The organism is Arcobacter siniprincipis (SeqCode) (assembly GCF_048571125.1).
GTDB classification, from domain to species: Bacteria; Campylobacterota; Campylobacteria; order Campylobacterales; family Arcobacteraceae; genus Arcobacter; species Arcobacter siniprincipis.
The window spans coordinates 1,107,045-1,127,535 of record NZ_CP182343.1; the positions used below are offsets into that span (position 1 = coordinate 1,107,045).

A 20,491-nucleotide genomic window follows, 5' to 3' on the forward strand; every position below is an offset into this window, starting at 1 on the left:
AATCTTTAATTTATCATTCTTTGGCTTATAAATTGCCTATATGGCGTTTGTTTTATTAATTTAATATGTGGAAAATAAAAAGAGAAACGAGGAATATTTAAAAGTATGATTGGGTTGTAAAGTTGTTGTAATGTACCCTTTGAAATGTACCCAATGTATCTAAAAAATTGTTTATGAAAAGTGAGTGAAAGTATTACTCACTTTTCATGTGAATTATTTATTTTAAATCGAATAGCTGTTGTGTTACTGCATCAACTTTTACTTGAATTGTTTGTTTAACGATTCCTCCAAAAGCATTTTTACCTTTAAATTCAGTTTGTACAAACATATATGGTCTTTCTACTCCATAATAAACAAAGCTTCTAATAGTTTTAATATGTTCATAAGATGATGAATCATTCATTGAATTTTTAATTAGAGTTTCTAATGGAAAGTAGCTACCATCCCATGGACTAAAACCTTCAAGTAATAATGCAGTGTTGTAGTATGTTTTCATTTTATGATTTGGAGATAATTTATAGTCATCATAACACCAATCTAACATTTTACCAATTGTGTAGTTATCTTGTTTTTCATAGATTAAATTTCCTAAGCAATTATAAAATTTATTATTATATTCTGATGATAGTTCTTTTCCTTTTACATAATCACTTGCAACAGTTTTTAAAGTATTAACAGGAAGTGTTCTTGCATCTTTTAATGTTGTTTCTTTTTGATTATCATAACTAGGTGAACTAAAAAAAACAATTATTGCAATAACAATAATAACTATTCCCCATATTTTGGCTTTTTTTACAAATTCTTTTTTTACGATTATTTCATCAACCTCAAAAATGGCATTTGATTTAGTAATCCCATCATCAATGTACTCTATAAAAACATAGCCTTTTTTCTCTAACTTTTTTTTAATTCTTTCAAGGTCTTCCTCTCTTTGAGCTTTTGTTAATCCTGTAATTGAGACTGTCTTTTTCATAATTTACCTTTAATTGTTTTATCTATAATAACATAAGAGAAATTAAAGAATAAAAAATAAATACTTTTAAAATACTTTTAAATCACTATTAAAATGGTTTTATTTTTGCTCTTACTATACCAATGATTTTGATTAGGTTTAAATTTTCACCTTCAATATGTATATCATCATATGAGCTATTATCACTTTGTAATTTAATCCAAGTTTTGAATGGGTCTGATTTAAATCGCTTTATATAAACCTCTCCATTTATATTAGCTATTACTGTTTCACCATTCTTAGCTTCATCATTTTTTTCTATGATTACATATTCTCCATTAGATACATAAGGTTCCATAGAGTCTCCATAAACTCTTATAATATCTAGCCTATCATATTTTCTTATGTTAATAATTTCATCTAAAAATATTTTACTAAGGTGCATTTTCTTTGGTGTTACATCACCATTTAATGCACCATAACCAGCTGCAGCATATACTTCTGGATAAAAGTTTATAGATACTACATCTTTTGATGGAATATTATTATTTAAAAAAGGTAAATCTTCTCCATCTTCTATAAACATCTTACCTTTTCCTGTTTGCAACCAATTTAAATTTATATTTTCTTTTTCTGAAATGATACAAATCGTTTCATTTATTACTTCTTTTGTTTTTAATTTTCCTATTGCTTGTTGAGTATAACCATATTTTTCTGCAACTTCTTTGTTGTTTTTCTTACCATATCTTGTTATTAAAGCCTCTTCAAATCTACTTCCTACTGAATTCAACATTATAAATAATCCTTAAAATGATACAAATTGTTTCAAAACTCTTGACAAATGAAACGATTTGTTTTATACTTCCATCATAATTAATCACACATTCGAGATTAATTATACATAAATCAAGATAAAACGCAAGATTTATCTTATGTTCTTTAATTGATATTGTTAAAAATCGAGTCGGCGGGATTCTTTGATAGAGATGAAGGTTGAGGCAACAGAGACGATGATGCAACTCTACTCGTAGGTAAAGCTTCTAAGGAAGAGCCTAAACAAAGTATCAATATTTATTATTAAGCCCTCTTTTGCGAATTTTTGAGGGCTTAACTATGCGTATTGAAAGGAGTTTATATGTTGATTTGTTTAAAAGTATTTAGCGTAATTATTTTATTTATATTTTTTATAGTTTTGAGAGCTGCCTCAAAAGAGATGGACAGAATTCTAAAAGAAAATAGTGAGAATAAAAAAGAAGGGAGTCTTTTTTATGACTAGTCATTTGTTGGAAATAGCAGCTGTATTTATATCTCAGTTATTACTTATTTTTTTAAGACTTGTAAATGTTCGTTTAGTCGTAAAAGGGCAAGTTTTAAAATCAATGGTTTATACATTGTTAATACAGTTTGCTTGGTTAATAAGTAGTGCAATAGGAATAAAGGCTCTACTTGACAATGATTTAATAACAGTATGTTTCTACTTAGCTGGTGGAGTAGCTGGGTCATACTTGAATTTTAAGATAAAGGTTTAACATGGGGAAAAGTTTAAAAGAAATGACCTTAAAAGAACGATTTGATAGTCGTGGTTTTTCTCCTATGGCTTATAGCAGAGCTTATAAAGTCGATAGGACAACATTAACAAGGGTTTTAGATGGAACATTAACAGGTGAAAAAGAGAGTCCAAGAAGTGGAGGTGTAAGAAAAATCTTTGCTCAACTTAAAAAAGACAAGATTTGGATAGGTCCACTTCCATGGGAAAAGGAGAAATAGTATGGAGTTAACGGTTAGAAAATTAGAAGAGATATTAAATATTCGACATAACAACATTCTTAAAGCCCTAAAAGAAACTCCATATAAACTCGAAAAAGTGGAAGGCTCGGCAAAACCTGTTAAGCATTACAGCATTGAAGACTTACCTCAAAGATATAAAGATAAGTTAAGTGAGCAAGGTATTGAGGAAAAGGTTGAGAGCAAAAAAGACACTGACATTTCAAAAGCAAAATTTACAACTATTTATTTGATGGCTAGTCCTGATAAAAAAGAAAAGGCGATGTTAAAGTGTCGCTTGATTGAGTTTTATTTGAAAAGAAAAGGGACTCTAAATCAGAAACAATGGCTAAAAGATACACTTAACAATGATGTAGATTTTGATCCACTTGGAAAAGTATCTATTAAGCAACTCAACGATTGGTTGAAACTTTATAATGATGCTAAAAAAAATAGAAGTAATGTTGTAGAAGCTTTTATTGATAAACGAGGTGCAAAAGCTGGAGCTGGAATCAAGACCTTAACTGAGCAAATGAAAAAGGTAGCTGAGAGTTATTTTATAAAAGATACTTTTATAAAGATGACAGAGGTTCATAGAAATATGAAGTTCAAATTTGGCGATATGTTGCCAAGTTATGATGTACTCAATAACTACTATAAAGAGTGGAAAAAGGAAAAGCCTCTTTTATATGCTTTTGCACAATCTCCTGATGGTGCAAAAAATAAGTATATGCCAGCAGTTGGAAATATGAGTGAGAAAGCTAAACACAAAAATCACTATTGGGAGCTTGACTCGACACCAGCTGATATCATTTGTGAAGATGGAAAGCGTTATGCGATTATGGCTGCTATTGATGTCTTTACACGAAGAGTAGTTTTTCATGTAAGTGAAAGCTCCAGCTCTTTTAGTATTTCTCAACTTCTACGAAAAGCAATATTAAAGTTTGGTATTCCTGAGAATGTAGTAATTGATAATGGTAAGGATTATACCTCAAATCACTTCATGAGTGTTTGTTATAACTTGGGTATCAACCCTGTAATTGTACCTCCATTTAGTGGAGATAAAAAACCTCATGTGGAGAGAATATTTGGAACTTTATCCCGTGAAGTTTTTATGCAAATTCCAGGATTTATTGGAGCTAATGTTTCCCAAAGGTCAAAGATACAAGCAAGGCAATCTTTTGCCCACAAGATTAACTCAGTTGAGAGATGGAGAGCAGAACTAAACTCAAGGAGTGATGAAGAGAAAGCCTTGATAAAAGATGCTTGGAAAATCAAGAAAGAAAATCTAGGCTTAGAGTTAAACATTCTTAAAACTGCAGAGGAACTGCAAGACTTATGTAATAGATGGGTTCATAATATCTACGAACAAAGGTCACATGGTTCTTTAGGAGTATCTCCTGTAAACAAATGGAATAACTGCCCAGCTCCTGTTGAAACAATACCTGATGAAAGTATGTTAAACCTTCTTTTAGGAGAAAGTGTTACTAGAAGAGTTGGTAAAAAAGGTGTTGGTTTTGATGGATGTAATTATTGGCATGAAGAGTTCATAGATTATTTAGGAAAAAGTGTCTTTATACTTGCTCCTGATGATATGGGTTATATCTTTGTACATGATGAAAAGATGAAGTTTATATGTATAGCTGAAGATGTAGAACATAAAGGTCTTAGTAGGTCAGCTGCTAAAAAAGCAGCTAGAAAATGGACAGCACTTACTAAACATCTTGACAAGATGATAAAAGAGTCTAAACAATATGCTGATGTAACTATTGAGACAAGAATAGAAGCTGTTAAAAATAGAGTTGAAACTCACACATATGCAGTTACAAAGCATACAGATGTGATAGATGCCACTATGAAAAATGCACCAATAATTGAAGCCAAAGATTTAAAAGCTTTAGAAAAATCAAACAAATACGACTTTAAAAATAAAGATGAAGAGGGCAAACCTCAAAAGGTACTACCAAGTGGAAGACCACCTTTTAAATCAAAAGTTGAACGCTTTGTTTGGGTGTTAGAACATGAAGATAAAAAGAATGACAAAGATATAGCTCTCATGGAAAAATATCCTGACCTATATGAACTTGCAAAACAACAAATCAAAATATCATAAGGAGATTAGATGCAACATCAGTTTATACCAACAGATAATTATATTATGTGTTTAGAGGCACTTAAAGAGTTAAGAGAGTTACCAAGAGATATGGAAAAGATGGGGCTATTTTTTGGAAACGCTGGAAGAGGTAAATCCTTGATAATAGAAAAGATAGCAATAGATCAAGATGCAGCACTAGTAAGGACACTTGGAAGTTGGACACCAAAGTCTATGATGATAGATATATGCGTAGCTTTGGATTTAGATGATACAGGTACAACTACAACCTTGCAACATAAGATTATAGATGAATTAATACTTACTAAAAAGACATTGATAGTCGATGAAATTGATACTTTATTTTTGAATGGCAATAAGAAGTTATTACTAATGATTAGAGATATTCATGACATGGCTAAGACACCTATTATATTAACAGGGATGGAAGAGTGTGAAAAAAGGTTTAAAAGAGACACTCACTATTATGAGCGATTTTCAAGAAAAGTAAAGATGGGAAACACTACACGAAATGATATCAAAAGATTAACTTTAAACTCTGATGTAACTATTGAAGATGACTTGGTGGAATACCTCTTTACTCAATATGGAAATTTTAGACCTGTAAAAGTATTGATTAATGCTTTAGAGTCATATTGTGAAGACAATGATATCGAAGTAGTAAATCTAAAAACTTACAAATCAATTCCAAAAGAGAAGTTAAATGTCATCTAAAACACCTATAGAAGAGAAGATAGCAAGATATATCAAGATGAAAAAAATCTTCTCTTTTTCTGAAGCAATGATTGTGACAGGAGCAACAAAAGATATCTTACTAGATGCTCTTTTGAAATATGAAGAACAAGGATTAATAAGATTAGATAAGCATGAGAATACTATCACTCAAAGGTTCTATATAGTTCTTAATAAACCACTTAAAAAAGAAGAGGTGAAAGTCAATACTTTATCCGAGGCAATATTTAGACCTCTTGATAAAGTAAACAAAAGACTAGCCTTAATGAAAGTAGAAACAATCACATATATAGAATTATTTTATTTCTCAAAGCTCTCAAGAGGGATATTTAAAAAGGTAGTAGGTCATTTAGTTGACCTTGAGATACTTAAAAATCTGAGTGAGCCAAATAGTCAAAATATGAATTATGAAATTGATTATTCAAAAGTTGAAGTTTTACTCACATTTTTCAAGCAAAAAAAATATGAAGATATAAGACAAATACTTGATGGTAAAAAGCCCTTGGTATTTGTAAAACTTCCACCTATCTTACCTGAGATATTAAAGACTATACAAGAAAATGAGGTTTTAAAACGGGATGAACTAAGTATCTTATCAAAAATCACAAGAAAGAAGCTGAGTGATTGGTGGAAGATATTACAAAAACTTGGGCTCATAGTTGACAAGTTTCATGAACCTGATGAGAAAAGAGTGACTTATATCTTTAGTGCAAAACGTGCGAGAGCAGTATTGAGGGAACTTGAAAAGGGTGCTTATGAAAAAGACAATGAACTGAGACACTTATGGTTGAAGAACTAGAGTTATTAAAGATTGAAGTTGAAAGGAAGTCTATGGGGATAGTTGCTAAGGAGCTAAAAGTTAGTAAGGCAACTATTAGCTTGGTGGTAAGAGAGAAGTATCCAAATCCATACAAGATATATGCAAAAGTAAAAGAGAGATATGGACAAAAGATAATAGGTGCAAATGCAAAAGCAGATGCAGTAAGTTTATTTAAGGAGCTGATATGAATAGTGGAGAAGTTTTAGTTTTGGCTGTGGTGTGTTTTTTGGTGGGTTTTATTTTTAATGAAGTCATAAGAAGCAAGAAAGATGACGGAAAGATGGAGTTTAGTGAAAGGCTGAAAAATGACTAGAAAGAACTTGAAAGTAGAAGAGATAAAAGAGGGTGAGTATCTTGTAAAAGTTGGAGTTGTGAGCTTCCAAATAGATAGAAAAAACCTTGAAATTTTAGCTTTTTTGATAGCTAATACTCTAGGTGCAAATATGGTGGAAGATGAAGAGCTTCAAGAGGTATTTAAAAGATATGACGAACTGAGTATTTCTGTTCCAGTACTAAGAGTCAATGCAAATGCTAAAAGTACCAAAGAACATCCGTTAGGAGAGAAAAATGATTTATGAAGGATATGTATTAAATAGTGAACTACATAAGAAAGCTGGTGTATCTCACTGTGCAATCTCACAATTGACAAGTGTAACAAAAGATAAATTAGGAAAATTAGTAATTATAAAAAAAGGCACTCTTCCTGAAAAATATCAGAGTGCTGCTGAAAAATGTACGGACTTAGGAAAATATACATTAATGGCTGAATTTAACCGTGAGCTTGGAATGTGTCCGCATTATCTTTCTGTATTTGAAATAAATCATAATCTTGAATTTAAAGGCGTGAAAATTTTAGACACAAGACTGATAGAGCTACCTGAAAGGATAATAGAATTATTTAAGGAAGGTAAAACTTTATTTAAAATCACATCAGATAATGAAGAGTATGCAGATGAAGTTATTGATATGCAAGGTTTGAAAATAGGATTTTATTAAGAATATTCATAAAGCAGCTGGTGAGCTGCTTTATTGAGTATTACTCAAATCAATATAAAGGATACAAATGAAAAAAGAAGAGTTAATTGAGTGGATTGATGGAGAAGTCAAAAAAATAGATGAAGATGAAAGATATCATTATCGTCCAAGGGCAACGATAAGAGAAAATGCACCACTTGCATTTGTTCAATTTGAGATGGAAACAAAAATGAGACTTTTAAAAGAGTTCAAACAAAAATTAAACAAGGAGAAATAATGGCAAATATTAAAGATGGTAAATGGGAAGATAAAGAAGGAAAATTTGTCCACCCTGACATGATAAGAATGGATAAGCAACTTGAAGATGAGCTGGTTGAGTCATTGGTAAGTAAAGCGATTACATTACAGGACAAAATGAAAGAATACAAAATCCATGCTTTTGCTGAGTGTTATGCTTTTGTAGATTTACTAAGAAGTAACTATGACATGGAGCGAATCACAAGTAAAAGTGGTGCTGTAACACTTAAAAACTTTAACGGAACTATGGAGGTTCAAATCCAAGTTGCAAAGCTTATAACATTTGACCAAAAATTAACTCTTGCAAAAGAGAAGATAGATGAGTACTTAACTGAAAAAACAAGTGGAAGTGATGCAGAAATACAAACACTTATCACAAGAGCATTTGATGTTAAGAATGGAAAAGTTGATGCAAAACAAATCATTAGCTTAAAAAGTTATCCAATAGAACATACACTTTGGAGAGAAGCTATGAGTATGATTGATGAGGCTACAGAGATAGCTGGAACAAAGTCATATATTAGATTTAAGCAAAGAGATGGATTGAACCTTGATGGTGCTATGCAAACTATCATTTTAGATTTGGCAGCACTTCCTGTAACGGAAGGGGAAATTCAAACTTATCAAAAAGATATAGGAGAAAAGTAATGAGAGTAGCAGTAGTAATAGGACATAGCGAAACATCACAAGGAGCATCAAATGCTTCTTATGGTGTGAGTGAGTTTGAGTTTAATAGAAAGTTAGCTCATGACATAGAAAACAACTTTGCTGAATATAACTTGATTGATGGGATTGTTGTTGTTTATCGTGAACATGGTTATGGGAAATTACCCCATGAGATAAATGAGATAGGTGTTGATTTAATCGTTAGCTTACATTGTAATGCCTTTGATACTGAGGCAAATGGTTGTGAGATGCTTTACTACCATAAGAGTGAAAAGAGCAAAGAGATAGCTCGAATCTTTCAAAATAAGTTAGTACAAAACCTTGATAATAAAGATAGAGGTATCAAGCCTAAAACAAGTGAAGACAGAGGTGGATATCTTCTAAAAAATACAGTTGCTCCATGCATCATCTGTGAGCCATTTTTTATAGACAATGATGAAGAGCTTTTAAGAGCTGATGAGTGTTTTAAAGATGGAGATTTGACTCGCTGGTATTGTGAAGCGATTAATGACTCATTGAAGTTTTTAAGAGATGGTAAATATGTTGAAAATAGTGGGGAGATTGAGTGATGATAGTACAAGAACTAATAGATGAACTTAAGAAAATGCCAAAGGATGCAGTAGTAAGAGTTGGAGAAGAAAGTGGTTGTGAAGAGCATCCCATATTAGGAGTAGAACTTGAAGCTGGTGATGTAAGAATTGAGTATAGAGAGGAATAAAAATGAAAGAATATAAAATTTTTATACCTCTTAGTATTGATGGTGAAAAGTCTGTAAAAGAGTTAAGAGTTACAGCAAATAGTGTTACTGAAGCACATTTTGCTGGAGTAGCTTGGGTAAAAGAGAGTATTAAACTGATTGAATATCCAAGTAAAGATGAAATGAAACCATATAACTATATGTCTGCTGGTTATAAAGATGAAGGTTTAGATTCTTCTTGTGGAGAATAAAGAATTATGAAGAGCTATAAACTCTTCATAATTCTTAACTTTAAATCTTTGAAATTACACTTAAAAGTGTCGATGGATTATATCAAATGTATTTTGAATAAAGGTTTGTAATAGGCAAGGCTTTATTTAGATTATTTAGATTGGAGTAAAAATGGATGGATTAAAAATATTGCATGAACTAAAGAAGTTACATAATTTAATAAAAAATTCACAGTCAAAAATCCTAAAAGAAGAACAAAATATCAAGGACTTTGAAAATCGCATAAAAGAGATACGACGAGCATGTGAACATGACTATAAATATGAGAGTGTATTTTACTATGACAAATATACTTGTAAGTATTGTGGTCATATTGAAATATGTTAACAGAAAGGGAAATAATGGAATTAATGCCAAATACAGGTGATGCAAAGATGGATGAAGCTTATCAAAAGATGCTTATATACACGAGTGGTTTTGATAGCTTTGAAGAGGTTTATAACTATTTTTTAAAGCAAGTTACTACTGATGATAAAGATTATTTAAATAAGTGGCTTTTGAAAGTATTGTATGTGAATTTGAAACAAACTAAAAAACATAAATTTGATGAGCTGCTTGAGAAAGTATCAGCTGAGAATAAAGCTCAGCTTGAGTCATGGCTTGATAGCAAATTAAAAGAAATAAGAGGTGTGTAATGATATTTGATTTTGAAAAGATGGCTTTAACTCCAAAAGATTTGGATTGTGAAGAGACACAATTTTATATAAAAGATTTTTTAGTTAGTGAAGCTATTACCATGATATATGGTCCACCCTCTCAAGGTAAGACTTGGTTTATGTTAGGAATAAGTAAACTCTTGTCGGCTACTGTAAATAAGATTTTCTATGTAGATTTTGATAATCCAAAACGACAACTCAAAGAGAGGGGTGTTCAATGGTTGATTGAAAATTATACAAACATTAAGTATTTTACTAAAGGTGGATTAAAAGTAACGAGTACAGAGTTCTTAAAAGAACTAAAAAACAATGCTTTTGGAAGAAACTATAAAGATTGTACATTTATTTTTGATAGTACAAGAGACTTTGTTGATAATATTCATAATGATACTCAAGCAAAAGCTTTTATGGAAACTATGAAAGATATTAGAGATGCTGGAGGTACTGTTTTATTAATTCATCATGCTACTAAGAATGGAAAGGTTATAGATGGAAGTGGTGAATTTGCAAAGAGTGCAGATAATATATACGAATTTAAACAAAAAGCTAAAATAGGAAGTCAGTTACAATGGAACTTAAAAGTTGAGAATGACAGAGATGCTATTTGTGACTGTGGGTTTAGTGTAGATACAGATACTTTAACATTAAAAGAAATGGATCCTTTGCTTTCTTCTATGAATGACTATGAAGAGGAGTTTGTAAAAAAAGCAACTGAAGGATTGAAAAAGAATCCAAGCGGACTTGGAGAAACTGAACTTCTAGCTTATATCGGACATCCCAAAACAGATAAAACTGCACGAGCTGTTTTAGAAAAATTTGTGGATAAGTTTTGGTTAATGACTCAAGAGAAAAAAGGTCGACCAAAAACTTATAACTTAAAATAGCTACAACCATTACAACCATTACAACTACTATATAGTAGTCCTATGATAAAGGGGTTGTTTAGGTTGTAATGGTTGTATGCAAATCTCAATTAATCCATATTTTTAATAACTCAATTATAAAAAATAAAATCTTCCATAGGGTTTTATTCATATCTCATCCTTTTTTTTTAGAATTTTATGTGAATTTTGAAATCATAAAAAGGGGGGGGTAATCTTTTAAGAAAGGTAAATCATGACAGCAGCACAAGAAAAATATAAAAAGAGCTTGATACAAAAGATACAAGTATCAAAAGGAAATGTATTTGCAGATGACGAAGATAGAAAGGCTTTTATGCTTTCACGCTTTGGAGTTGATAGTACAACTAAAATGAGTATAGACCAGCTTAAACTATTGTGTGACTTTTGTAATAGAAAGGTGAGTGAGATACCACTTTTAGTGAATAATGAAAAACTAATAATGAAAAATGAAAAAGAAGCAATGATAACAAGAGCACAGTATCTTAAAATATTAAAACTTTGGAAGCAAAAATCAAGAACAAAAGATGAGAATGCCCTTTGGGTGTTTATCTGCAAATTAATAGAAGACACCCCTGAAGATATAAATCAGGTAACTAAACATAAAGCTACCAAAGTCATAATAGCTTTAGAAAACATGAAACCCTAACACCTAACTCTTAGGTAAAACCACGAATCTACTCGTGGTTAAAACATCACAAAATGACATCAAAATACAATAATATTGCAAAATGAAATTTTATTTGTTATACTTTCATAAGATTTTTGAAAGGAGCTTACTGTGTATACAATAGGAGAAATTGCTGAAGATATAAGAAAAAAGAACCTATCTGATGAACAATTATACAAAAAATACGGTGGCTTCAAAATCTATATACCTAAAGTAATGCCTAACTATGAAGAGAAAGTAATAGCAGAATTTAACGGATATAATCAAGCAGCTCTTGCAACTAGATATAATGTAAGTATAAATACTATCTATACTATCATAAGAAAGTCAAAGCCTAAAATAAAACAACCAGCCTTGTTTTAAATATCTCCCATAATATAATCTTCTATATCTTCTATTATCTCATTTGCTAAATTTTTATCTAAATCTAAATCATCATCAAAAGGTAAAAATCTTCTTTGTGCTATGTTTCTTTCTTTATCCCCAAAGAAGTGTGTTGCTGCATACTCTTTACCAGCTGTTACTTCTGTACTATTTTTAGTCGCTGTAAAATCAATAGAACCCATAAGCCCACCTCTTATACCTTGGTTTTGGAGTATTTTTTTGTCACTTATTCTTTGTTTACCCTTTTTTGTATTACTTCGCTTTTTACCACCATTTTGTGCAAAGGTTGTATTAGAACTAACAGGAGACCATGATTGCCCTGTGATAGGATCTCTTTCTTTTTCAAAAGACTCCATACTTTTAGATACTATTCCCTCTCCAATATTATGCATAATAGGCTTCATGTTAGTCACTCTTTGAGTAATGCCTTTTAAGTAGTTTTCTACTTCTTGAATATTCTTTTTAATCATGATATAATTCCTCTATATAAGGGTTAGATGTACGCTTAAGTGGTAAAGTGGCGGGAAACCGTATTCGTGTACTCGAAATGCACCATCTATCTCTTAATAACTTTATAAACTCCACTTTCAATATTTCCATTTATAGTATCAATGTCGACTTTTCCAGTAGTTACAATCATGTTATACTCTTGTGCTCTATGTTTATAGTTTACTTCAACAGCTATTTTATTCTTTTTCTCTTCTCCATTAAAAACATATAGTATATTTTTGTGCTCTTCATCATAGATTACCATATATGGATTTTTCAATGAGTGAGGGATATTCTTTATCTCTTCTATACTAAGAGCTGTACTATTTTTTTGTTTAGCCTCTCTTGTCATGTGCAATAGACTTTTTTTACTTAAGTATATGTGAGGAGTACTTGGCATAATATCTTTTGATTTCAAGAACTTAAATACTTCAAAATCAATGGCTCCTGTAGTAATTATATTTTTATGATATTTAACATCTTTTATAACTTCATCTACAAAGCTTTGATATGATTTTATTCTATCTTGAGAATAAATATAACTTATGGCATTTTGAGGTATTTTTTCAGAGCTATTTTGAGCTAGCTTTATAGCTTTATTATAGTAGCTGTTTTCCAAACTTTCAGTTGATAAGAATCTTGTATCATATGCAAAGTCTTTATCAGAGAAATCTTTATACTTGATTCTATCTACTTTTATACCTCTTCTTTTAAGGTCTTTCTTTGATAAAGATTTTACATAACATCTACATCCCCACCCATTTGGTGGAAAGTTCTTATTCCAAAAAGCATCATTCCTATGTTTTACAATTCCATTATAAGCTGCATGGTCTGGTCTAGTATTTGAATCCATGATAGCACTGTATTGTATATATTCATTTGTACTTGAATATATATTATTAGCTCTTCCTTGTGCATGAGCTGCTCTCATGTTGGTTTCAAATATAGTTCTTAATCTTCTTGAACCTATATAGACTTTTTTTACTTCTCCTGTTGTAGGGTTGATAATGTCCTTTTCTCCCCACCAGCCTTTTTTTTGTAAGGTTGGAGTTAGTTCTTTTTTCCACTTTTTAAAGCTTTTCCCTTCTTTTTGTGCTTGGATTATTGACCCCTGAACATCACTTAATATATCAAGTTGCATGATTTTAGCTACAGTAAAAGCTTTATGATGTGCCTCTTTTTCTATCTCTTTATAATCAAAAGATATCTTTTTTTTCTTTTCTTGTAAGTAGGCTATATTTTTAGCTGGAGCTTTTTTAAAATCAAGTTTTATTATGTCACTCATCAATGTGACCTTGAATAGTTGCATTTGCAATATAGTCACTCATGACAGAGTTCAACTCTTCTAAGCCTAAATCTCCATATTGCTCTTGTATCATAGTTACAGCTTCTTGATAGCTATCTGCTTCATTTATGATGTCATATATCTCTGATAAAGTTTCCTTCTCTATATTTTTTGTATCTAGTTCATTTAGTTGTTTATCTATGTGGTCAAATGGTTTTGAAGTAGAGTTGTATTCTTTTATATTTGTTTTTGAAATGTTAGTATTGTTTATCTCTCTTCCATTTTTTTGTATAGTATTTTGTGTATTAGAACTTGTCTCAAAAAGTAGTGCAAAAGTTGGATACTCTTTTAAGTCTGAAAAGTTTAAATCACAAATCTTTTTAATAAGATCATTTACTGTTTCACTTATAAGTGCCATATCTGCTTTGTGATATGATTCTTTTATATCATTATGAGTTTTGTCTCTTGCATAACTTCCCGAGCTACTATCAGAGCTTGACATCGTTCCACCTAAGATAATATGAGAAATTGCATTGTCAGCATATTTTATAAACTTCATAAACATCTCTCCATTTGCCTTACCTTCTACTAAAGAGACTTTATCATCTTTCCCAAATACTCCAGCACTTCCACTTCTTAACTCTAGAACTTGTTCAAACATTTGTAATATAGTTTCTTTATCTGTTGCACTTGAGTTTACAACTATAGGTGGAACTCCTAAAAGTTCACAATAGTTCATAGATTGACCTACAATGAAGTGCTTAATAGCAAATATCCAAATAAGTTTTGATAGTGTTGAGTAGTCTAAAATATCTCCTGAATCCATTTTGTGAGTATGGAATAAGAGCTTATAAGGAGATTCTTCTAAGAAATGTTTGGTTAGGTTACTATCTTGTATATAAATACCTCTTCTATCATCTTTTTGGATAAGTACATGATTTATAAAATTAAATTTTGTAGGTAAAAAGTAAGTGATATTATTTATATTTTTTGATTCCCAAATGAGGTCTATTATAGAATATCCGTAATCAATACCTGAGTTTATATCAGCTAAAAGAGAAGTTAACTTTATGTTCTTAAAATAAGTATTGATTAAATCAAGTGCTTTTTTATCTCCACCTTCTATGGAATGTTTAGCAGCTATGATTCTAATTTTTCTTTCTCCTAAGTCTCCACTTATTTGCCAATCTCTTTTAAGCATAGTTCTATATAGCTTCATGGTCTCTGTGAAGTTTTGAGTGTTTAGTATATGCTTTATAAGGGGAATATTTATATCATTGTATATTGTAGCTTTTGAGCTAAAGCCTGTACCTCTTATAACAATTTTTTCTTTTAGTGTTGGTTTTGAGCCTTTTATAGCTTTTGTGATTTTTCCTAACATCTTTTAATACCTTTTTTTTAAATAGTTAAATTTGTTTTTCATTGCTTTTTGTACAGCTTTAACATCTTTGAAGTTTGCTGTTTTATATCTTGCTACTCTATATGCCATTTCTGTTGCATCTGGAGAATCATCATGCCCTTTTGGATATCTTGTAAATAGTTCGTTAAAGGCTCTCATGTTTGGGTTAAATAAAATAGTTCCATTATTTGTAGATGGTGCAATTGATTCAATTCTTAATGCTTTTCCAGCTTCTGTATTTGATAATGGAGTTACAGGAAAATGTATGCCTTGTAAGATGGCTTCATCTTGAACAGTATCTTTATAGTACTCTTGGAACTGTACGGTTTCAAATCCTATATTTTGTAAATAGTAATCTTGAGCATATTCAAACATCCTAACTGCAACTTCATCAGGATGTATTCTTGCAATAAAACCATCTACAATAAAATATTTTTTAACAGATTGTGAAAACCCTAAGATACAAATAGCTGCAAAGTCACCTTTACTTTTTCCTAAAGCTGAGTCAACTCCCATATAGTAAACTAAATCAGTAGGTAAGTAAGCCCAATATTGAAGTTTAAATATCTGACCAACAATATCCGTTGAATCCATTTGTATCTCTTCCCCAAAGGCTTTGGGGTCTTCAAAGTAATCAAGCATAAGTGAAAAGATGACAGGGTAGTCCATATCTTTTTGATGAATTGTCCAGCTAGAGTCATCAGTTAGTAACCCTTCAAGTAAGGCATCTTTGTTTTTTAAATAAAAAGCGTAGGCATTATCTAAATCTCCATCAGCTTTAGCTATGCCATAAAGTTTTTCCCATAGATCTATTTTTTTTGGGAAAGAAATAATCCCAGGATAAACATGAGTTTTTACATCTACTCTTTGGCTTAATCTCATAAGTGGAGAGTCAAAGTGCAGTACTGTTCCAAAGAACCAAATATTATAAGGCTTGTTTCTATTCGGTAGTTTAAATAGAACTTTGATAATCCATTTGTATAGTTTTGTTCTTTGGTCGGGATTTTCTATATTTACATCATTTTCTAAATCATCACAATAAATATCATCAGGTCTTGTACCCATGAAGTTTTTACCTCTGATTCTTGTACCTGACCCAAAGGCTTGATATTTGATATAGTGACCTTCAATATTTACTATAAAAACTCTATCTTTCCAAACCCAACCTTTTGAAATAGCAAAGTCTGCTTTTAATCTTTTGTTCTCTTCAAATTCTAGTTTTATAGCTTCTAAGTTTTCTGTTGCTAATTCTGCACCATCAGATACATGAATTGGATATTTATGTATTTTTCTTATACTTCTCCATAAGCACATTGCTCTTGAACCAACAGTAGTTTTTGCACTTCCTCTATAGGCAAAGTATAGATTGATTTTATTTTTCTTAGCTACATTATCTGCTTCTTTGTAAAACTGTTTTCTAAACCTTGAGGTTTCTTTATCATTTCCATCAAGATAATGAGGCACATAGTTCAATACAAAAAATTTAAAATCCTCTAAAGCTTTTTTTCTTCTTGTTGATTTGCCTGAGTCATTTTGTGCTCTTAAGCTGGATACTCTTTTTTTTAGTTCTTCATATTCTAAAGTCAATTTAAATTCCTTTTACTAAGGCGTTTAAAACCCGTTTAAAAACTCTTGTTTTCTTTTTGTCGTATGATTTGTCGGTTTGCATACAAAAAGGCTTTATTTTAGAGATATGGCTCATTTGTGTTTTTTCACTTTTTCTACAGTTTTTGCAACAATATCTTCGAAGTGTTCTGCTAAAAAATCTATCACTTGGTTTTTATCATGTTGCTCACTAAAATCAATAATAGTTTCTAGAGCTAATCTTGCAGCTTTATCAGCTACTCCTTTACAATCATTTACACTAGGTCTTTTCAATTTATAGTAGTTAGAGGCAAAGGCATTTAATTTATTAAGTTTTTCAGCTGGGTCTTGTATCTGTTCTATGGCTTCTTTTTCATTTTCGAAGGCATTGAATAATGTAGTTAAAAATTGTTGTTGGTCTTTTTCAAAGTTTTCGCTTGAGGTAAGGTTATTGTAATTTTTACTTGCTCTTATCTCATCCCAGTCAATACCTAGGTCTTTGTCTTTCTTTTTGTGATAGCTTACTGTTCCTCTAGTTATATTAAGTCTAGTGGCAATTTCACTATCTCCTAAACCATCATCTATATAAAGTTTTTTTATTACTGCTTTTTTACTTTTTTCTTTTGCCATGATCACTCTTTCTTATTTAGCTAACTATGTTCAACAATTTTGCACTATTTTTTAGGGCTAATTTCCCAAAATCTTTGGGAAATTACCTTTTTTAGGTGTGTAATAATGCTTACATTGAAAAAATGTAAGGAAGCAAAATGAAAAAAACATTACTGTCACTTGCAACTGTCGCTGCACTTAGTGGACATTGCATTGAGTATAACTCTAAAGAAAATAGTACTCATCTTCAAAAAGCCATAGAACTAAACTTTAAACAAGGAGAAAAGATACTTATATCTCCTATTGGGGAAGTCGTAGGCTTTGATGGAAGGGTATTTAAGATTGATGGTGAAGCAGTTATTGCAAACACTAAAGCAAATGCAGTTGACCTTCCTTTTGAAATCAATCATGGGTTTGATGTGCTTTATGGTGGTAAAGCTGCTGGATGGATTGATTTTAATTCTTTAGAACTTAGAAAAGATGGAATATATGGTTCTTTGGAAATCAATGATTTAGGTAAAGAGCTTATTGATGGTAAGTTTTATAGATATGTAAGTCCAGCTTTTATCATGGATAGAAATAAAGAAGATAGGTCTGTACTGTCACTTGATAGTGTAGGTTTAGTAAATGCTCCAAATTTAGTAAATAAAGCTTTAAATTCAAAAGCTGATGAATCAGTGATAAGAGAGCTTAATACCAAAATCACTACTTTAGAAACTGAGAAAGGTCAAGCAGTAGAAACTGCTGAAGGTACTGCAAAAGAGTTGGAAGAAACAAACTCTAAACTAACAAAAGCTGAAGAAAACTATAAAAAAATTCAAGCTGATTTGAAAACTGAAAAAGAAGTTAATAAATCTTTGAGAATTGACTTAGCAGTAGAGCAAAATAAAATTTTACCAAAAGACAGAGAATTTTGTAAAAGCTTAGATGATGCGCAACTAAATAGTTATATTCAAAATAATGCGGGTTCTAATTTAGCAAAAGAGCTGGGGCTATCTATTAAGCCAAATGAACAAAACAGTAATAAATCAAGAATTGAGATTGCAGCAAAAGCTGGATCTAAATAATAAGGAGAAGAGATGCAAAAAAACAATGCGTATGACGCACTAAATACGAGAGGTAAAACTCAAGATGATATTTTTATTAATATCCACAAATCAGTAAAAGCAACTGTAACTATTCCTGTTGGAACTAAGCTAAGACCTGCTGACTTATTGGTGACAACTGATGGTGGTAAAACTTTTGTACCAGCTTATATAGATGAGTACGATAATGCAAAAACAGATTATGCAAATGGTTCTAAGGCAATTTCATCAGGTCATATTTTTACAGCTCTTGAAGAAAACCCAACTGCTGATTCTATTGATGATGATACGAAGTGGAGAGATGATGGAGTGTATGTAATTAATGGTGCTGCCATGATTACTTTTGAAAGAGAAGCTACTGAAACTGAAGAGTCTCTTGTTTGTGCTGTTGCTGTGGATTGTGAGTTGTTATCACATCAAATGTATAGCTTTAATGAGTCATCAAGAGTGGCTGGTTTCCCAAATATTTTAATGAAATAAGGAAGTGAAAAATGAATGAATTACTATTAGCATTACTTGCTGAGTGGGGTGTTATTGAGACTTGTGCAATGATGAATCAGATTGTTATGCCAAATGAATATTTTGGAAATAAATATTTTAAAGACAGAGAAGGTAAATACTCTGATAGCTTAAAAATTCCTATTAAGAGAGGGAACACAATCATCATGGAAGCAATTCCAAGTGGTGCACCTAGACCTGATAGTTCAGATGAATCTATTCATAAGTTATTTGTAGAGTTGGCTAGATTTGCTGACACTAAACATATCTCTGTAAAAGATATCAAACATCTTATGAGTTTTGATGACCCTGAAAAACAAAGAGATGCTTTTGCAAAAATCATTGGAAAAAAAGGTGGAGAAATTAAAAACAAATTTACTGCTACCAAAGAGTACATGAGACTTGGAGCAATGGCTGGAATCGTAAAAGATGGTAGTGGTAAAGAATTGTTTAAATTCAAACCTGATGATCATGCAGCTTTTGCCTTAAATTCATCAATCAACCCTGAGTCTAAATTTGAAGAGTATGAAGATGACTTGGTAAACGAGTTCGGATATGTACCCGAATATGAAATGATGACAGATAGAGTTGCTTTTAATGGTATTTGGGATTATGCAGTAAATAAAAATCTTACAGGGACAAATGGTACTGTTAAAAAAGTAAAAGATGATGGTAGAACTTGTATTGATTACAATGGAAAACTTATCCGTCCTATTACAAATGCATACCCTGATAAATTTGGAAACACTAGAAAGTTCTTTGAAAATGGAAAAGGTATTTTAGTGCCTGTTGGTACAGATGCATTCCAAGAGTTTTATACTCATGCTGAACATGTAGATGCAATAGCTGGTGAGCCTGATGAATACTTCTCTAAAGTAAAAGAGAAAGATGATGGTTCAGGTGTTAATTTAATTGGGGAGTCTATTGCTATCCCTATTAATACAAGACCTTATGCAGTAAGAGAAATAGCATGGAACTAATCGGAAGATTAGAAAAAAGAGCTAAAGCGGGATTATCAAATCCCGCTGAAGTTACACCTGAGCTTTTATCAGCTGCAATAGTAGAAGCAAATGAAATCGTAGGAAATAAAGATGTAGGCGATACTGTGAAGTTGGATATCGCCAACTTTAGATTAATGCTTATGCTTAAAAAGAATGGTGTAGATGAGGAAGATTTAGACCTTTATAAAGAGGCTTTAAAAAGTGTTAAAAGTGCATCTAGTATAGAAATAAAAGGAGAAATAACTCCAGCTAGTTTTGTGAAAATAGGACAAAGGGAAAATATATGGGGTTAATTACTACTAAAGAAAAAGTCAAAGGGATGACATCTCTAGAGTTAATTGATGTTGAGGGAGATATAAACTCAAAAGGAAATTATATCCATGTGAGTGGTTCATTAAAAACCAATCTTATTAAATCTAAATTTAAATTCATAATTACTATTGCTGGGTTTAGTTTATGTGGAAATGAGGACCCCATTGAAGAGAGATTAGACAAGCTTCTTTCTGAGCTAGGTAAGTATGAAATTTCACATAACGAAGACTTGGAAGTATCGTCTAAAGTGGTCAAAATTGACAGATTATTAGCTTATGAAGTTAGTCTTAGTGTCCTTGGCGATACAGAATAA

The 20,491-nt window shown here is 31.2% G+C and carries 32 protein-coding genes; 25 read left to right on the top strand and 7 right to left on the bottom strand.

Translation table 11 applies throughout. The features are described from left to right. Positions 1 to 217: 217 nt before the first annotated feature. Both ACNI3D_RS05575 and ACNI3D_RS05580 read right to left on the bottom strand, forming a co-directional pair. Positions 218 to 973 carry a hypothetical protein gene (locus tag ACNI3D_RS05575; RefSeq protein WP_419768548.1) on the bottom strand — a complete coding sequence of 252 codons (756 nt, stop codon included), beginning with the start codon at positions 971 to 973 and terminating at the stop codon, positions 218 to 220. 88 nt (positions 974 to 1,061) lie between these two features. Further along, on the bottom strand, positions 1,062 to 1,745 hold the full coding sequence (locus ACNI3D_RS05580) for a LexA family transcriptional regulator (RefSeq protein ID WP_419768549.1): 684 nt from the start codon (positions 1,743 to 1,745) through the stop codon (positions 1,062 to 1,064). A 342-nt stretch (positions 1,746 to 2,087) separates the two neighbouring features. Between ACNI3D_RS05580 and ACNI3D_RS05585 the strand changes: the two genes are divergently transcribed. The 20 genes from ACNI3D_RS05585 to ACNI3D_RS05680 all read left to right on the top strand — a co-directional run bounded on the left by ACNI3D_RS05585 (position 2,088) and on the right by ACNI3D_RS05680 (position 11,895). Further along, positions 2,088 to 2,228, top strand: a complete 141-nt coding sequence (locus ACNI3D_RS05585; RefSeq protein ID WP_419768550.1) for a hypothetical protein — start codon at positions 2,088 to 2,090, stop codon at positions 2,226 to 2,228. Then, on the top strand, positions 2,221 to 2,481 hold the full coding sequence (locus tag ACNI3D_RS05590) for a hypothetical protein (RefSeq protein ID WP_419768551.1): 261 nt from the start codon (positions 2,221 to 2,223) through the stop codon (positions 2,479 to 2,481). Before ACNI3D_RS05585 ends, ACNI3D_RS05590 begins: the two co-directional genes overlap by 8 nt. A gap of 1 nt (position 2,482) precedes the next feature. After that, positions 2,483 to 2,719 carry a hypothetical protein gene (locus ACNI3D_RS05595; protein ID WP_419768552.1) on the top strand — a complete coding sequence of 79 codons (237 nt, stop codon included), beginning with the start codon at positions 2,483 to 2,485 and terminating at the stop codon, positions 2,717 to 2,719. Position 2,720: 1 nt separating this feature from the next. Further along, positions 2,721 to 4,829 carry a TnsB C-terminal domain-containing protein gene (locus tag ACNI3D_RS05600; RefSeq protein WP_419768553.1) on the top strand — a complete coding sequence of 703 codons (2,109 nt, stop codon included), beginning with the start codon at positions 2,721 to 2,723 and terminating at the stop codon, positions 4,827 to 4,829. 9 nt (positions 4,830 to 4,838) lie between these two features. Then, positions 4,839 to 5,543 carry an AAA family ATPase gene (locus ACNI3D_RS05605; RefSeq protein WP_419768554.1) on the top strand — a complete coding sequence of 235 codons (705 nt, stop codon included), beginning with the start codon at positions 4,839 to 4,841 and terminating at the stop codon, positions 5,541 to 5,543. Beyond that, positions 5,533 to 6,360: a hypothetical protein gene (locus ACNI3D_RS05610; RefSeq protein WP_419768555.1), complete on the top strand. Its 828-nt coding sequence runs from the start codon at positions 5,533 to 5,535 to the stop codon at positions 6,358 to 6,360. The genes ACNI3D_RS05605 and ACNI3D_RS05610 overlap by 11 nt, the downstream gene beginning before the upstream one ends. A gap of 32 nt (positions 6,361 to 6,392) precedes the next feature. Then, a complete protein-coding gene (locus ACNI3D_RS05615) occupies positions 6,393 to 6,569 on the top strand; it encodes a hypothetical protein (RefSeq protein ID WP_419768556.1) in 177 nt (58 codons plus the stop codon). After that, positions 6,566 to 6,694 carry a hypothetical protein gene (locus tag ACNI3D_RS05620; protein WP_419768557.1) on the top strand — a complete coding sequence of 43 codons (129 nt, stop codon included), beginning with the start codon at positions 6,566 to 6,568 and terminating at the stop codon, positions 6,692 to 6,694. The genes ACNI3D_RS05615 and ACNI3D_RS05620 overlap by 4 nt, the downstream gene beginning before the upstream one ends. Further along, the gene (locus tag ACNI3D_RS05625; RefSeq protein WP_419768558.1) at positions 6,687 to 6,959 is read left to right on the top strand and encodes a hypothetical protein; all 273 of its coding nucleotides are present in this window, start codon (positions 6,687 to 6,689) and stop codon (positions 6,957 to 6,959) included. Before ACNI3D_RS05620 ends, ACNI3D_RS05625 begins: the two co-directional genes overlap by 8 nt. Continuing rightward, on the top strand, positions 6,949 to 7,377 hold the full coding sequence (locus ACNI3D_RS05630; protein ID WP_419768559.1) for a hypothetical protein: 429 nt from the start codon (positions 6,949 to 6,951) through the stop codon (positions 7,375 to 7,377). Before ACNI3D_RS05625 ends, ACNI3D_RS05630 begins: the two co-directional genes overlap by 11 nt. 67 nt (positions 7,378 to 7,444) lie before the next feature. Further along, positions 7,445 to 7,633 carry a hypothetical protein gene (locus ACNI3D_RS05635; RefSeq protein WP_419768560.1) on the top strand — a complete coding sequence of 63 codons (189 nt, stop codon included), beginning with the start codon at positions 7,445 to 7,447 and terminating at the stop codon, positions 7,631 to 7,633. Next, the gene (locus ACNI3D_RS05640; RefSeq protein WP_419768561.1) at positions 7,633 to 8,301 is read left to right on the top strand and encodes a DUF3164 family protein; all 669 of its coding nucleotides are present in this window, start codon (positions 7,633 to 7,635) and stop codon (positions 8,299 to 8,301) included. The genes ACNI3D_RS05635 and ACNI3D_RS05640 overlap by 1 nt, the downstream gene beginning before the upstream one ends. After that, the gene (locus ACNI3D_RS05645; protein ID WP_419768562.1) at positions 8,301 to 8,888 is read left to right on the top strand and encodes an N-acetylmuramoyl-L-alanine amidase; all 588 of its coding nucleotides are present in this window, start codon (positions 8,301 to 8,303) and stop codon (positions 8,886 to 8,888) included. Before ACNI3D_RS05640 ends, ACNI3D_RS05645 begins: the two co-directional genes overlap by 1 nt. Further along, positions 8,885 to 9,037 carry a hypothetical protein gene (locus ACNI3D_RS05650; protein ID WP_419768563.1) on the top strand — a complete coding sequence of 51 codons (153 nt, stop codon included), beginning with the start codon at positions 8,885 to 8,887 and terminating at the stop codon, positions 9,035 to 9,037. Before ACNI3D_RS05645 ends, ACNI3D_RS05650 begins: the two co-directional genes overlap by 4 nt. Positions 9,038 to 9,039: 2 nt before the next feature. Next, entirely contained in the window at positions 9,040 to 9,267 is a 228-nt protein-coding gene (locus ACNI3D_RS05655) for a hypothetical protein (protein WP_419768564.1), read from the top strand. Positions 9,268 to 9,418: 151 nt separating this feature from the next. Next, positions 9,419 to 9,634, top strand: coding sequence for a hypothetical protein (locus ACNI3D_RS05660; protein WP_419768565.1), 216 nt, complete (start codon positions 9,419 to 9,421; stop codon positions 9,632 to 9,634). A gap of 14 nt (positions 9,635 to 9,648) precedes the next feature. Next, positions 9,649 to 9,942, top strand: coding sequence for a hypothetical protein (locus ACNI3D_RS05665; protein ID WP_419768566.1), 294 nt, complete (start codon positions 9,649 to 9,651; stop codon positions 9,940 to 9,942). Continuing rightward, entirely contained in the window at positions 9,942 to 10,847 is a 906-nt protein-coding gene (locus ACNI3D_RS05670; RefSeq protein ID WP_419768567.1) for an AAA family ATPase, read from the top strand. The genes ACNI3D_RS05665 and ACNI3D_RS05670 overlap by 1 nt, the downstream gene beginning before the upstream one ends. Positions 10,848 to 11,079: 232 nt before the next feature. After that, positions 11,080 to 11,511, top strand: coding sequence for a phage protein GemA/Gp16 family protein (locus ACNI3D_RS05675; protein ID WP_419768568.1), 432 nt, complete (start codon positions 11,080 to 11,082; stop codon positions 11,509 to 11,511). A 132-nt stretch (positions 11,512 to 11,643) separates the two neighbouring features. Beyond that, entirely contained in the window at positions 11,644 to 11,895 is a 252-nt protein-coding gene (locus tag ACNI3D_RS05680) for a Mor transcription activator family protein (protein WP_419768569.1), read from the top strand. On the opposite strand, the gene ACNI3D_RS05685 is transcribed toward ACNI3D_RS05680, so the two are convergent. From ACNI3D_RS05685 to ACNI3D_RS05705, 5 genes are all read right to left on the bottom strand, one after another. After that, complete coding sequence (locus tag ACNI3D_RS05685; protein WP_419768570.1) at positions 11,892 to 12,386, bottom strand: phage virion morphogenesis family protein; 495 nt, start codon at positions 12,384 to 12,386, stop codon at positions 11,892 to 11,894. The two genes, ACNI3D_RS05680 and ACNI3D_RS05685, sit on opposite strands and share 4 nt — an antisense overlap. 86 nt (positions 12,387 to 12,472) lie before the next feature. Continuing rightward, on the bottom strand, positions 12,473 to 13,690 hold the full coding sequence (locus tag ACNI3D_RS05690; RefSeq protein WP_419768571.1) for a phage head morphogenesis protein: 1,218 nt from the start codon (positions 13,688 to 13,690) through the stop codon (positions 12,473 to 12,475). Beyond that, positions 13,683 to 15,071 carry a phage portal protein family protein gene (locus ACNI3D_RS05695; RefSeq protein WP_419768572.1) on the bottom strand — a complete coding sequence of 463 codons (1,389 nt, stop codon included), beginning with the start codon at positions 15,069 to 15,071 and terminating at the stop codon, positions 13,683 to 13,685. The genes ACNI3D_RS05690 and ACNI3D_RS05695 overlap by 8 nt, the downstream gene beginning before the upstream one ends. 3 nt (positions 15,072 to 15,074) lie before the next feature. After that, positions 15,075 to 16,676, bottom strand: coding sequence for a phage terminase large subunit (gene terL / locus ACNI3D_RS05700; RefSeq protein WP_419768573.1), 1,602 nt, complete (start codon positions 16,674 to 16,676; stop codon positions 15,075 to 15,077). A gap of 111 nt (positions 16,677 to 16,787) precedes the next feature. Then, complete coding sequence (locus tag ACNI3D_RS05705) at positions 16,788 to 17,303, bottom strand: DUF1804 family protein (RefSeq protein ID WP_419768574.1); 516 nt, start codon at positions 17,301 to 17,303, stop codon at positions 16,788 to 16,790. Positions 17,304 to 17,440: 137 nt separating this feature from the next. Between ACNI3D_RS05705 and ACNI3D_RS05710 the strand changes: the two genes are divergently transcribed. From ACNI3D_RS05710 to ACNI3D_RS05730, 5 genes are read left to right on the top strand one after another with little or no spacing between them, the layout of a single operon-like run. Next, the gene (locus ACNI3D_RS05710) at positions 17,441 to 18,349 is read left to right on the top strand and encodes a phage protease (protein WP_419768575.1); all 909 of its coding nucleotides are present in this window, start codon (positions 17,441 to 17,443) and stop codon (positions 18,347 to 18,349) included. A gap of 12 nt (positions 18,350 to 18,361) precedes the next feature. Further along, positions 18,362 to 18,847, top strand: coding sequence for a hypothetical protein (locus tag ACNI3D_RS05715; protein WP_419768576.1), 486 nt, complete (start codon positions 18,362 to 18,364; stop codon positions 18,845 to 18,847). An 11-nt stretch (positions 18,848 to 18,858) separates the two neighbouring features. After that, a complete protein-coding gene (locus tag ACNI3D_RS05720; RefSeq protein ID WP_419768577.1) occupies positions 18,859 to 19,845 on the top strand; it encodes a major capsid protein in 987 nt (328 codons plus the stop codon). Next, positions 19,836 to 20,159, top strand: a complete 324-nt coding sequence (locus ACNI3D_RS05725; RefSeq protein WP_419768578.1) for a hypothetical protein — start codon at positions 19,836 to 19,838, stop codon at positions 20,157 to 20,159. Before ACNI3D_RS05720 ends, ACNI3D_RS05725 begins: the two co-directional genes overlap by 10 nt. Beyond that, the gene (locus ACNI3D_RS05730; RefSeq protein ID WP_419768579.1) at positions 20,150 to 20,491 is read left to right on the top strand and encodes a hypothetical protein; all 342 of its coding nucleotides are present in this window, start codon (positions 20,150 to 20,152) and stop codon (positions 20,489 to 20,491) included. The genes ACNI3D_RS05725 and ACNI3D_RS05730 overlap by 10 nt, the downstream gene beginning before the upstream one ends.

Excerpts from the sequence above, each read along its gene's own strand:
- ACNI3D_RS05720 (WP_419768577.1), top strand. The coding sequence starts at position 18,859 with ATGAATGAATTACTATTAGCATTACTTGCTGAGTGGGGTGTTATTGAG.
- ACNI3D_RS05715 (WP_419768576.1), top strand. The coding sequence starts at position 18,362 with ATGCAAAAAAACAATGCGTATGACGCACTAAATACGAGAGGTAAAACT.
- ACNI3D_RS05615 (WP_419768556.1), top strand. The coding sequence starts at position 6,393 with ATGGGGATAGTTGCTAAGGAGCTAAAAGTTAGTAAGGCAACTATTAGC.
- ACNI3D_RS05705 (WP_419768574.1), bottom strand. The coding sequence starts at position 17,303 with ATGGCAAAAGAAAAAAGTAAAAAAGCAGTAATAAAAAAACTTTATATA.
- ACNI3D_RS05675 (WP_419768568.1), top strand. The coding sequence starts at position 11,080 with ATGACAGCAGCACAAGAAAAATATAAAAAGAGCTTGATACAAAAGATA.
- ACNI3D_RS05725 (WP_419768578.1), top strand. The coding sequence starts at position 19,836 with ATGGAACTAATCGGAAGATTAGAAAAAAGAGCTAAAGCGGGATTATCA.
- ACNI3D_RS05690 (WP_419768571.1), bottom strand. The coding sequence starts at position 13,690 with ATGAGTGACATAATAAAACTTGATTTTAAAAAAGCTCCAGCTAAAAAT.
- ACNI3D_RS05585 (WP_419768550.1), top strand. The coding sequence starts at position 2,088 with ATGTTGATTTGTTTAAAAGTATTTAGCGTAATTATTTTATTTATATTT.
- ACNI3D_RS05660 (WP_419768565.1), top strand. The coding sequence starts at position 9,419 with ATGGATGGATTAAAAATATTGCATGAACTAAAGAAGTTACATAATTTA.
- ACNI3D_RS05590 (WP_419768551.1), top strand. The coding sequence starts at position 2,221 with ATGACTAGTCATTTGTTGGAAATAGCAGCTGTATTTATATCTCAGTTA.
- ACNI3D_RS05670 (WP_419768567.1), top strand. The coding sequence starts at position 9,942 with ATGATATTTGATTTTGAAAAGATGGCTTTAACTCCAAAAGATTTGGAT.
- ACNI3D_RS05640 (WP_419768561.1), top strand. The coding sequence starts at position 7,633 with ATGGCAAATATTAAAGATGGTAAATGGGAAGATAAAGAAGGAAAATTT.
- ACNI3D_RS05625 (WP_419768558.1), top strand. The coding sequence starts at position 6,687 with ATGACTAGAAAGAACTTGAAAGTAGAAGAGATAAAAGAGGGTGAGTAT.
- ACNI3D_RS05685 (WP_419768570.1), bottom strand. The coding sequence starts at position 12,386 with ATGATTAAAAAGAATATTCAAGAAGTAGAAAACTACTTAAAAGGCATT.
- ACNI3D_RS05665 (WP_419768566.1), top strand. The coding sequence starts at position 9,649 with ATGGAATTAATGCCAAATACAGGTGATGCAAAGATGGATGAAGCTTAT.
- ACNI3D_RS05580 (WP_419768549.1), bottom strand. The coding sequence starts at position 1,745 with ATGTTGAATTCAGTAGGAAGTAGATTTGAAGAGGCTTTAATAACAAGA.
- ACNI3D_RS05635 (WP_419768560.1), top strand. The coding sequence starts at position 7,445 with ATGAAAAAAGAAGAGTTAATTGAGTGGATTGATGGAGAAGTCAAAAAA.
- ACNI3D_RS05610 (WP_419768555.1), top strand. The coding sequence starts at position 5,533 with ATGTCATCTAAAACACCTATAGAAGAGAAGATAGCAAGATATATCAAG.
- ACNI3D_RS05595 (WP_419768552.1), top strand. The coding sequence starts at position 2,483 with ATGGGGAAAAGTTTAAAAGAAATGACCTTAAAAGAACGATTTGATAGT.
- ACNI3D_RS05645 (WP_419768562.1), top strand. The coding sequence starts at position 8,301 with ATGAGAGTAGCAGTAGTAATAGGACATAGCGAAACATCACAAGGAGCA.
- ACNI3D_RS05600 (WP_419768553.1), top strand. The coding sequence starts at position 2,721 with ATGGAGTTAACGGTTAGAAAATTAGAAGAGATATTAAATATTCGACAT.
- ACNI3D_RS05730 (WP_419768579.1), top strand. The coding sequence starts at position 20,150 with ATGGGGTTAATTACTACTAAAGAAAAAGTCAAAGGGATGACATCTCTA.
- ACNI3D_RS05655 (WP_419768564.1), top strand. The coding sequence starts at position 9,040 with ATGAAAGAATATAAAATTTTTATACCTCTTAGTATTGATGGTGAAAAG.
- ACNI3D_RS05605 (WP_419768554.1), top strand. The coding sequence starts at position 4,839 with ATGCAACATCAGTTTATACCAACAGATAATTATATTATGTGTTTAGAG.
- ACNI3D_RS05575 (WP_419768548.1), bottom strand. The coding sequence starts at position 973 with ATGAAAAAGACAGTCTCAATTACAGGATTAACAAAAGCTCAAAGAGAG.
- ACNI3D_RS05630 (WP_419768559.1), top strand. The coding sequence starts at position 6,949 with ATGATTTATGAAGGATATGTATTAAATAGTGAACTACATAAGAAAGCT.
- ACNI3D_RS05695 (WP_419768572.1), bottom strand. The coding sequence starts at position 15,071 with ATGTTAGGAAAAATCACAAAAGCTATAAAAGGCTCAAAACCAACACTA.
- ACNI3D_RS05620 (WP_419768557.1), top strand. The coding sequence starts at position 6,566 with ATGAATAGTGGAGAAGTTTTAGTTTTGGCTGTGGTGTGTTTTTTGGTG.
- ACNI3D_RS05710 (WP_419768575.1), top strand. The coding sequence starts at position 17,441 with ATGAAAAAAACATTACTGTCACTTGCAACTGTCGCTGCACTTAGTGGA.